The 1,223-nt window shown below is 41.4% G+C and carries 1 protein-coding gene; it reads right to left on the reverse strand.

Features of this window, described 5'->3' with window-relative positions:
• Positions 1-5 precede the first annotated feature (5 nt).
• Positions 6-1,142 (reverse strand): ISAs1 family transposase, encoded by a 1,137-nt coding sequence (locus CWC14_RS03895; protein ID WP_029772849.1) that lies wholly within the window; start codon positions 1,140-1,142, stop codon positions 6-8.
• Between the last annotated feature and the right edge of the window lie 81 nt (positions 1,143-1,223).

The following is a 1,223-nucleotide window of genomic DNA, read 5'->3' on the forward strand; positions in this document are numbered from 1 at the left end:
CACGGCTAGCGCATTTTAATCCCAGACTCTAGCAGGGTTGAGCGGTAATCATCGTCTAGCCCTGCCATTTTCTTTTTCCTCGCCATACTTGCTGACTTAGATGTATCTTGTTTAAAAAGCGCCATGGCTATCTTTCGCATTACATTAAACATTAATGGCCCTTGAAGTTTGCGTATTCTCGATTCATCTTCTCTGAAGTTCATATCAAGCATCCAATGCATGCTTTCAACCTGCCAGTGACTGCGTACCGCATTGAGTGCTTGCGCTGCATTTAAGTCTAATGAACTTATATACCAGCGTGTTTCAGTGGTATCCGACCCTGCCGACTTATCATGAACTTCAGCCCTGACCTTAATAATACTCGTTAAGCCAGGCCAACGATAATCCTTGCCTAACCAGCTTTTATCTATAAGTAACTGCTGGCATGTACGTGTTTCAACACGCCCATGTCCTGAGCTTATTTCGGTATATTCATCACAATTATGCTGAGTTAACCTTTCACGCTCGCACTTGTGCCACCACGCTTCTAGTTCCTTTTGCATGCCTGAATGATTACCTTTAAGTGCAAGAATATAATCTGCTTTTTGTTGGATGATTTGTTTTGCTATTTCTTGTTGGCATCCCATCGCATCTAACGTAATGATACTGTTTTCAATATCGAGCAGGGTGAGTAATTCTGGTATTGCGGTGATTTCATTTGTTTTATTATCAACAGCCGTCTGCCCAAGCACTAACTGGTGTTGGCAACTCCATGCACTGACCGTGTGTAAGGCACTTTTTCTGTCTTTTGTGGTAAATGAACGCCGTGCGGTTTTGCCATCGATAGCGATGATATCTGCACCTGTGGTTTCAATCAGTGATGATATCCAAGATTGAAATGCCCTTTCTATTTCATTTGCTTTTAACCGACACATGACGCGCGCAATCGTGTCATGTTTTGGAATTCCTGCGTTGAACGTGCCGTATTTTTTTAACCAATCAAGTTTTAGGTGCCCAAAGTCTTCAATATCTTCCCATCCTTCTGCACCAGAGAGCACAGCGCTAATAGCAAGGAGAAGAATATCGATAAGTTCATGCTTTTTACAACGTTCAATGCGAGGATCTGTAATTGAATTAAAATGTTTCAGAAAAGTAGTGCTCATATTTATGCGACCAAATAATTATTATGCCTTGATCTGATCACTACTTGCTCTATAAGTTCAATTTATAATGATCTTGCCGTG

It is taken from the genome of Pseudoalteromonas sp. S3260 (assembly GCF_005886925.1).
GTDB lineage: Bacteria > Pseudomonadota > Gammaproteobacteria > Enterobacterales > Alteromonadaceae > Pseudoalteromonas > Pseudoalteromonas tetraodonis.

Excerpts from the sequence above, each read along its gene's own strand:
- CWC14_RS03895 (WP_029772849.1), bottom strand. The coding sequence starts at position 1,142 with ATGAGCACTACTTTTCTGAAACATTTTAATTCAATTACAGATCCTCGC.